Below are 9182 nucleotides of genomic sequence, written 5' to 3'. Positions count from 1 at the left end.
ATCGCCTACCGTTTGCGCTGGTCAAACTGGCGACGCCGACACCAAGCATGCGCCAAACGAGCCCACTACGCCCGCCGCCTCAACCTCGAATTCCCACCATGATCACGAATGGCGGCTGTCGTACTAGGAGGTGAGCGGGAAGAACTCGTGGGGCAGGCAGGCGCCGAGCTGGCTGCCGCCCCGGGAGAGGAAGATCTCGATGTGTACGTGTGAGTTGACGGCGCTGCCGGTGGAGCCGGTGAGCCCGAGCTGGTCGCCGACACTGACCTGAGTGCCGGAGCGCACCGCGATCTCGTACATGTGGGAGTAGTAGACCGTCACCGTCAGCTCGTCGGGTGTGCTGCCGCGGTAGGTGTGGCACACCGACACCGAGGCCGCGCGCCGATGGTCGTCGGCGCCGGCCGAGCGCAGCCGCAGCAGCAGTTGCCAGATCCGGTTGACCAACCTGCGCCGTTCGGTGTCGTACGCGGAGCTGCTGTCGCTGGAGAGCAACTCCCGTACCGAGGTGAGCAGCTCGCCCACCGTGATGTGGGGGGTGACGATGCGACCCAGCCCGAACGCGCCCGAGTCGGCGTGGAGCCGATCCCGGCGGAACAGCACCGTCCCCACCGGCAGGCCACGGGCACGCACCACACCGGCTTCCAAGTCCCGGACGATCCCCGCGCGCAGCGCGTCAAAGGTTTTGGCGTTGTCGATCGGGGTGAGGTTGCGGGCGACCAATCCGACAAGTAGCCGGGACACCTCACTGCCACTGGACGAACGGGTGAGCACTTCAGCTGGGGCGATCTCGTCGTCCCCGTGCGCGCGCAGCAGCGCCCCCAGCTCCGTCTCCCGCGATCCCTGCCGGCCGAGCAGGCCGTACGCGATCTTGCCGAAGATGTCCTGAAGGTCGTCGGACGCGCGCGCCTCGACCACCGCGCTTCCCCCCGACAGGCGGTACGCCGCCGCGCCGTCCGAGGTGGCGCGGAACCGCTCGGGGAGCCGGAACTCCTGCGGGGCGGAGAGCAGCAGCGGCAGACCGGCATGACAGTTCCAGTCAACGGCGTTGTCGCCGTGGCCGGGATAGCTCAACCACTGCACCTGGCCGGTGATGTGTGCGGAGATCCCGATGTCGCGGCGCCGCTCCGCCGACGAGCTGACCTTCAGGAACGAGTCCATGAACAGCTCCAGCCCGAGGTTGTGACTGTTCTTCAGCAGCCGCTCAAGCAGCAGCTCGTACCGCTGCCAGCGGCCGGTCTCGTCGGCGACCGACAGCCGGTGGCTCGTCAGCGACGTGAATTCCTGGTCCATGCGCTGCAGCAGGGCGTCGCGTTCCTGGCGGGCCTCGTCGCCCCGGATCCCGCGGAGCTCGGCGTCCTGGTACGCCGTGATCCGGCTCATCGTCGCGCCGCTGAGCGCCCGGCGGAGGCTGGCGATCTCGCGGCTCATCGTCGCGAGCTCCTGCTGTTGCTCCTGAATCTGGGGCCAGAGCACCCGCAGCTGGGCCCTGCTAGCGGAACGGGCCTCGCGGGTCTCCGCGGAGGAGCCGGCTTGTCGGCGCAGCCGCTCCCGTTCCGCCCGGTCGGCGCTCAGCACCGCCTCCAGGTCGGTCCGACGGCGGGTCAGCGCCCGCAGCCGCCGGTACGCCTCCAGGTCGGCCGGCAACGGTGGTGCCACCCCAGCCAACCGCGCCACCAGTTGTCGCCGCTGCCAGTCGGCTCGCCGGCCGGCGAGCATGGTGAGTTGCCGTTCCACCAGCGCCTGGTGGGTGTGCGGCACGTGGACGGTGGCGTCGACGAGGGCGCGTATTTCGGTGCTGAGCCGGTTGCGGCCCAGCCGCACCGCCCTGGTCAGATCGCGAAACACGGCTGGCTCCGAGTCGCGGCGGCCCAACCGCTCGGAGGTGATCACCACGCTGAGTGCGATCGTCCGCTCGTACCAGGCGAGCAGCGCGTGCAGCCGGGTCAGGGCGGCACCCCACGCCGGTCCGTGTAGCAGCGACAGCAGCGCCGCGAGCACCATGTCGTGCGGCGCGGCGGCAGGTACGGCAAGGTCCAGCTCGCTTCGGTACGCGTCCGTCGCGGTGACGATGGCGCTCACGGTACGCCGCACCTCGTCGCGCGCCGTGGGGTCCAGTAGCGCACGCACCGTAGGTGAGCTGGCGCGCCCCAGCGTGGCGGTGCCGCCGTCGGCGAGCACCGCCGCCAACGCCTGCCGCAGCGGAGATGACTCGCTCCCGCCGTCGGCACCACCACCGTCGGGCGGGTCACCGCCGCCGTCCTCACCCGCCGGGGGCAGAGTGACGCGGTACGACGGGATCACCTCACCGGTCAGTGACGCCGATGAGCCCGCCGCGTCCGGATCGAACCAGCCGGCCGCGATGCTGTCGGCCAGCAGCAGTTCCAGGAACCGCCCGAAGTCGTCGTTACCGTCCATGCTGGAGCCGAGCCGCCGGCCCCGTCACCGGGCGTCCGATTCGTCCGGCCGCCAGGTACCGTCGTCATACTTGACCCAGCTCGGCAGCCCGCCTTCCGGGCGCAGCCGGACCAGCCGGGTCGGTACGCGTACGCGCCAGGGCGCCCCCTCCGGCACCTCGTCGCCCGGGGCGCCGCTACGTTCCTGGATCTCCTTGACGATCGGCAGGTACTCGGGGTCGGTGATCTCCGGTGGCGGCCCGCCCTGCCACACCTGCCCGGTACGCATGAAGTGCTCCACCGAGGTCTCGAACCCCTCCCGCACTGGCAGCAGCACCCGGGCGGCACCAGAGCGTACGAACTCGGCGAACTCCGGGTCGCTGCTGTCGTACCGCACCCGGTCCAGCCAGGTACTCTTCCGGCCCCAGAAGTACGGGTAGAACAGGAAACTCATCAGCTGCCACTCGAAGGCGTGTTCGAAGAACCGGATGTAGTTGCCCTGCTCCTCAACCACGGCCACGTCCACCTGCGGCACCCCCATCGCACCGGTCTCCACCGCGCCGAAGGCGTCGAAGTGCTGGTGCGTCAGCACCGAGATGCACGCCTTCTTCAGCTCGGTGAGCTCCAACGCCCGGTTGGCCCCCGGGTTGCGGCCGTCGATGACCACCCCGTGGTTGGCCGCCGCACGGGCCGTCGCCTCGTCGAACCGCGCCTGCTGCTCCAGGTATGCCTGCTTGATCTCGGCGTGGGTACGGATCTGCCAGTCCAGCATCGCCCGCTCCGTGCGCCGGCAGACCACCTCGATGCTGACCGCGAACAGCGGCGTGTCGTTGGCGACCATCGTGATCGGGATCGTGCCTTCCTCCAAGTCGAGGTTCGTCGAACGCAGACCGGAGTGCGACTCGTACAGGAACACCTTGCGCCCAACCGAGATGTAGATCTGGGACCCGGAGAAGCCCGCGGTGACGTGGGCCTGCACCGCGTTGTACCCCTCAGGGACGGGCAGGTCCTGGCGCTGCGACATGTCGCCGGCCTCACCGCCGCCACCCGAGGAGAACGTCACCGAGCGGGTCTCCTCGAACCGCGGCGGCGGCTGGACGCCGGTGGCGTGGTACTTGTTCGCCCAGTAGAGGTAGTCGGCTTCGGTGAGCTGGCTGGCGTCGAGTTGGAACGGCTCCGGGCGCGGTCGCCCCACGTCCCGGGTGGCGTCCTCCTCCAGCGCACCGGTGAGGAACATCGCCGGCTCCGGAATCACGAAGTCGTACATGGTGCGACCGCCATAGCGGAACAGTTGGGCTTCGTACCACTTGTCCACCCACTGGTAGACACCCACCACGTGGCCGTCCCCGTCGACGTTGTCGACGCTGTGGTCGTTGATCTCCTCCACCTCGCGGGTCACCCGCAGCGTCTCCTGGGTACGGATTCGCTCGGCGAGCCTCTTCACTGACTTGTCGACCACCTCACGGGCGTACTCGCTGGCCTTCTTCCGGGAACTCTCGCGGGCGTTGGTGTACGCCGCCCGCGCGTTCGCCTCGATCAGCACGGCGGGGCTGACCTGGGCGCGGATCCGCAGCCCGCCCTCGACCTCCGCCTCCTCCTTGAGCACCTCGGACGCCTCGTGGCTGAGCTCGAAGCGCTCGGTGGTCTCCAGGTCGCGCTCCTCCTCCCGCTCGATCTCGCGCTCGGTCACGAAGATCTCCTCGGTGACCTCGCGACGCCGGTGGGTGCGCTGCTTGTTCTCACCCCGCAGCACGTTCTCGATGTGGGCGACCTCGCCAGGCTCGTATCCGGTGAGCTGTTGCCGCACCACCAGCAACTCACCCTCCCCGATGGGCCGTACCGTGCCGTGCGTGGTCGGCAGCGGCTGCGGGTCGCCTCCGGGGAACCGCCACAGGAACGCACCACCCAGCCCGTACGAGCCGGCACGGAACATGTCGGCCAGCGCCAGTACGGTGTTCCCCGCCGTGGGGCGCAGGTCGCGTACCAACCCGGCCTTCTCCGTGTCCAGCCGAGCCACCACCTGGCTCACCGAGTCCCGCGACAGGTCCAGCCCCAGTTGACCGAGGTAACGGCGACTGGCTTCGCTGATCACCTTGACGCCGGCCTCGGAGAGCCCGAGACGGGGGCTGTCCTGGGTGCCCGCGATGCTGATGCCAGCGCCCTTCGCGGCAGCTTTCGGCGTGGGTCCGCCATCCGCGAGCCGTGCGCCGCCCGGCTCCTGCCGATCGCCGTCCTGGGTACGGAAGAACCGGGGAGCGATAGTGGTCAGCTCTCGCACGACGCCGTCGATGACCTGCCCCTGCCGCCCGACCTGCTGCAAGTCCGCAAGCGACGGCACCGCACGTGCCGGAGGTGCGGTGGTGTTCGGCCGCTGTGGCGCCAGCTTCAGCCCGGAGAGCACCGGCAGCACCAGTGGCATGTCGAGGATCGGCAGGGTGGCCGCCGCCCGGTCGGCGCCGTTGGCGTCTACCCAGGCTTCGACGAAGCGCACCGTGCGTAGCAACCCGACCAGCTCCGCCATCGCACCCGGATCGCTAGTGGACAGCAGCTTCAGCGCCAGCGCGCTGTCGGCCAGCTGTTCCTTGCGTTCCCGCCACGTCGTACCGCGGACCTGCTCGGCGTAGCCGTCACCGAGCATGTCGCGTACGGTCTGCTCCACCTGCTCCTCGGTAGGGTCCCGCAGCTCCGTCAGCCTGGTACGCAGCTCGCGCAGCTTCGGCCCCCCGGCTACCCGCTCGGCGTCGTCGACGAACCGGCTACTGCCGACGAACGCCTTCGCGCGCTCCATGACCTCGCTACGTGACTCGTCGCCGGTAACGCTGCCCAGTTCCTCCTGCAGCGGTGTGTTCGACACCGACACCGCATCGGTCTGGGGATCCGCCGCTTCGGCGTTGCGCACCAATAACATCCGAAAGACCTGTTCCATGCGTACTGGCTCCCCACCGAGCGACGTCCATGATCGATAACGGTCCGACAACATGAGATATCCACGCCGGTTCCGGCGGAAGGCCTTGGTCGGCATTCGGTCAGCGGCGAATGAGCAATCTCACGAGAGATGACCCACGTGAGGGTCCGAGTTGCGTCGATGTGATTCGGCGGTCCTCGCCACGGGACTTGCGGGAAGCCAGGGGGACCAGATGCTTCACCCGCGAGGACAGGGCAACGACGAACCCGCAGACCTGGGAAGTCATCACCCGCTACAGGGCGCCCTGACCTACGTGCAACAACTCGCCCGCTCACGCGAGTTCACCTGGAAGCACATGCTGCTCAACGCACTGCACTTCATGATGCTCCACCATGGCCTCAGAAAATGGCCGGGCCGCTTCCGTCCAGGAGACATCCACACCGACGGGGCGCACACCCGCCGACGCGTCTACACCGGCCCAGACGCCGACGACGTTCCGTCTCTGATCTCCGAACTGATCGGTCACCCTCGCCGTCGCCGCCGTCCACAGCGGGAACATCCTCGACGTGCTCACCCTCGTCGCCGGCGACATCGCCTACCGGCAGGGCTCCATCTACCACGCCGCCGGAGAGCAAGAACTGCGGGTGCCGACGATGTGCGCGCCACCGGGTGCCGAGGTGATGAGCACCGCGGCGTGCACGACGTCGACGTGCAGGGCGAGACCGGGGATCCAGCCCAGGGCCCGCAGCAGTGGACAAGCGGTGACGCGGCCGTCGGGGCGGGCCACGTCGAACAGCACGCCATCGGATACCTGGACCGGGCCTCGGGCAGCATCCGCTCAAGGCTCCCCCGCGCATCAGCCCTGAAGCGTTACCGCGGATGCATTGGCAAATTCCCTGTGGACGCCGATCGGTGCCGGGAGCGTCCACTACGGGAGGTCGCTACCCTTCGCCCACTGTGACGTCTGTTGTCTGCGCCTGAAGCTCACGAAGATCACGACTTTGCCGAAACATTACGGTGAAGAGACGTACGGCTTGTTCAGCTACGGCGCCCAGAAGGAATGCAATGGCTCGGGAACGACTCGTCACACTGCGGATCGTGATATCCCAAGGCAGTGCAGGCGTCCACGCAGCCGTCAGATCTGCCCATCCTGCCGTCGCACGTCCCTGACCCTGAACAGGAACGGCAGATTCCCGAAACACCTCTCCCCCGACGGCACCAACTGTTCCATGTCCGAGGCGAACAACCACAGATAGGAGTCTGAGCAAACGCCGCGCTTCACGGTCACGTTTCACGCGCTTTCGGCGAACAGGTGAGAATCCTGCTCAGAGGCATACGCCGTCGGAAGTGATCACATTGACCACGCACTGCATGGGGATCCGAATCATCCGAAGAGTTCGCGGATAACTCCCAATGCTCGTGGCGAGATCGCTTCGTCGGGGTAAAAGTCGCTGCACAGACGTATAGCGTCGTCCACCGTCATACCGTGGCCAGCGCCGCCAGGGCGCGAAGGTCGTCCACGTCGCGGGTTCGCGCCGCGAGCGCTTTCATCGCGAAGATGTGCTCCGGCGAGGCAGCCATCACGCGCAGGCCAGGGTGGTCGAAGACCCGCCGCTTGCCCGGGTCGTTCTTGCCGGATACATACACGCTGGCCTGCTCGTTGAGCCACCACGGCGGTAGGCCCATCTCGTCGGCCACTGCACGCGCCTCATCGAGGACGACTCCTGCGGAACGAACATCGCGTCGACGTCCCTGGTCACCCGTTTCGCGTCGTAGGCGAGCGCCATCGCGGCACCACCCACAATAAAGATGTCAGCGACGGCTCCTCGGCGGACAAGCCGAGGAGTCGTCGAGGTGAGCGAAAGCGCGTTCGAGTTCCGCGCGCCCCATGAGGACGCCGTCTGATCCGCTCACGCCGCGGCCAGGTCGTGAACGGACAGGTACACGCCATGCTTCCGGAACGCAGCCGGGGCCCATGCCAGGGCGTCGGCGCGGTGGATGGCCAGTTCGGCCGGGAACCATGCCCGGCGCAGCACACGTGCGTCGACCCACACGGGCGGGGCAAGATCCGCCTGACCCGGCCGGTCGACCTGGCTGACGTATCTGTTCACGGTCGGTATCTGCTGACCGAGGTGAGCAGCATGCGCGGCGAGGACGATACACGCCGGCCGGTAGTGCTCGATCGCGGCGTACCCGACGCCGTCAACCGGCTTCGGATGCCGGTAGTTGGCTGCGGACCCACCTTCCCTCAAGCTTGCACGTGAAGGAATGCTGCACCTCTTGCTCGACATAGAAAAGATTCGTGTCGATCGACTTCAAATCTGTCTATTGACGGCGGCAACTTTGGTCCACTAAGCTTCAGAGCATGATCGGTACGTGTTTAGCTTGGGCCAGCGGCCCGCACGCGAGGCCCGGGCCGCGCAAGGGCGGCGTGCGTACCAGTTGATTTAGATTGATATCCGGTGGCCCCACGGACAGTTGGGGGGATTTACGCTGTTCCATCCCGCATGTCAGTGGCACTCGTCTATCGAAATGTGCCCTCTGACGTTGGCTGAACACGTACCATGACGGCGGATACATCAGCGAGTTGCTGCGAGTAACGGGAGATCGAATGCGCATTGCATGGCCAAAGTTCCACCTGAAGCCGTCCCTATTGGCAACGCAATCAGCATTAGCGCTTGTGGCCGCGCTTGGAGTGGCGGTAATCAGTGAATCTCCGGCCGCTGCCAGTTGTAGTCATTCTTGGGCAGACGAGGATCTCGGAAGCGCCCAAGTCGTGGGGGCGGGCAGCGGCCTTGCCCTGCGTTCGGGGCCGCACACCAGTTGTTCCTTGATCCACAGAATCCCGAACGGGCACTGGGTGAGCTTTGATTGTTGGGACACGGGAGACGTAATTTCCGGCACCAGCTTCTGGGCCCACGTCAGGTACGGCAACGGCGGGCCCGTTTATCAAGGCTGGGTCTCGGAGCACTACTTGAGTGAAGGCTCAACGGACTATTGCGGAAGCTAGCCGAAAGGCCGCCGAGACAGAACCTCGATAGCGTTTGACAGCAACGGCTTTGAGGTTAAGAACCCTTCGGTACCACACGAAAGGCAAGCGCCCGGGTGGATCCTCCCAGACCTCCCGGGCGCTTCGCTGCATCAAGACATCTTGCCTAAGTCCCTAAATTAGCCAGGCACGCTAATACCCCAGTCGTAGCTGTCCGACTTAAAACGCGAATCGGTCGCTACTGAGTCTCTGGCCCGGGTCATCGGGAAGGAGGGCTTGGGCAGGTCCGCGACGGCAAGCCGGTCGGCCCGCTCGCGCAGGTGCCGAGCGCGGGGATTCTTGCGACGGCCGACAGCCGGCCGGCGCGTACCGCGTGGCTCGGTTCGGTGCCGGCCTTCGCGGTACGGCGCACCATGCGACCGCTGGCCGCATGGTCTGCCGGCATCGGCGCGTACTTCCTGCTCCCGGGTTTGATTGCCCAGTCCATGACCGAGTTCCTGACCGGCAACCCCCAGTTCGCGGCCATGGCGGCCCAGGCCGGCTTCCCCGCACTCGCCACGGTGGAGGGTTAGCTGCTGTGTCTGGGAGCTGCCGTCCTGGCGCTCGGACGACCAATGCGCGCGGTCGCGGCGATCGGCGCTCTTCCGGCCGCTGGCGGGTTCATGTGGCAGGTCATCGCCGACACCGTCGACGCGCCCTCCTGGATCCGTGCGCTGTCCCCGTTCGCGCACCTGGCCGCGGTGCCGGCCACCGCACCGGACTGGGCCGCCACGTCGGTGATGGCCGGCATCGCCGCAGCAGGGGTGATCGCCGGAATCATCGGCTACCGTCGGCGTGACCTGTGCGCCTGAGCGGGGTCGCCGTCGCGACCGCCGTTCACCCCTTGAGGGCGCAC

The 9182-nt window shown here is 67.3% G+C and carries 8 protein-coding genes and 1 pseudogene; 4 read left to right on the top strand and 5 right to left on the bottom strand.

The window, feature by feature from the left end; all coding sequences use genetic code 11:
• Positions 1 to 123: 123 nt before the first annotated feature.
• A complete protein-coding gene (locus tag DLJ59_RS02015) occupies positions 124 to 2415 on the bottom strand; it encodes a M23 family metallopeptidase (RefSeq protein WP_124770815.1) in 2292 nt (763 codons plus the stop codon).
• Between the two features lie 24 nt (positions 2416 to 2439).
• On the bottom strand, positions 2440 to 5319 hold the full coding sequence (locus DLJ59_RS02010) for a hypothetical protein (RefSeq protein WP_124770814.1): 2880 nt from the start codon (positions 5317 to 5319) through the stop codon (positions 2440 to 2442).
• 503 nt (positions 5320 to 5822) lie between these two features.
• Between DLJ59_RS02010 and DLJ59_RS38010 the strand changes: the two are divergent.
• Positions 5823 to 5951 (top strand): annotated as a pseudogene (locus tag DLJ59_RS38010) (cation transporter); the annotation flags it as partial.
• On the opposite strand, the gene DLJ59_RS36205 reads toward DLJ59_RS38010, so the two are convergent.
• The 3 genes from DLJ59_RS36205 to DLJ59_RS01990 all read right to left on the bottom strand — a co-directional run bounded on the left by DLJ59_RS36205 (position 5912) and on the right by DLJ59_RS01990 (position 7589).
• Entirely contained in the window at positions 5912 to 6097 is a 186-nt protein-coding gene (locus DLJ59_RS36205; protein WP_158630766.1) for a hypothetical protein, read from the bottom strand. The pseudogene DLJ59_RS38010 and the gene DLJ59_RS36205 sit on opposite strands and share 40 nt — an antisense overlap.
• Before the next feature lie 680 nt (positions 6098 to 6777).
• On the bottom strand, positions 6778 to 6996 hold the full coding sequence (locus DLJ59_RS01995; protein ID WP_124770813.1) for a hypothetical protein: 219 nt from the start codon (positions 6994 to 6996) through the stop codon (positions 6778 to 6780).
• Positions 6997 to 7208: 212 nt separating this feature from the next.
• Complete coding sequence (locus DLJ59_RS01990; RefSeq protein WP_124770812.1) at positions 7209 to 7589, bottom strand: hypothetical protein; 381 nt, start codon at positions 7587 to 7589, stop codon at positions 7209 to 7211.
• 320 nt (positions 7590 to 7909) lie between these two features.
• Between DLJ59_RS01990 and DLJ59_RS38195 the strand changes: the two genes are divergently transcribed.
• From DLJ59_RS38195 to DLJ59_RS01975, 3 genes are all read left to right on the top strand, one after another.
• Complete coding sequence (locus DLJ59_RS38195; RefSeq protein ID WP_124770811.1) at positions 7910 to 8308, top strand: SH3 domain-containing protein; 399 nt, start codon at positions 7910 to 7912, stop codon at positions 8306 to 8308.
• Between the two features lie 299 nt (positions 8309 to 8607).
• Positions 8608 to 8859: a hypothetical protein gene (locus DLJ59_RS01980; protein WP_124770810.1), complete on the top strand. Its 252-nt coding sequence runs from the start codon at positions 8608 to 8610 to the stop codon at positions 8857 to 8859.
• A gap of 42 nt (positions 8860 to 8901) precedes the next feature.
• On the top strand, positions 8902 to 9138 hold the full coding sequence (locus DLJ59_RS01975; protein WP_124770809.1) for a hypothetical protein: 237 nt from the start codon (positions 8902 to 8904) through the stop codon (positions 9136 to 9138).
• Positions 9139 to 9182: the final 44 nt, after the last annotated feature.

This window comes from Micromonospora inaquosa (assembly GCF_003857055.1).
Classification (GTDB): domain Bacteria; phylum Actinomycetota; class Actinomycetes; order Mycobacteriales; family Micromonosporaceae; genus Micromonospora; species Micromonospora inaquosa.
This window is presented reverse-complemented; position numbering and strand designations above follow the sequence as displayed.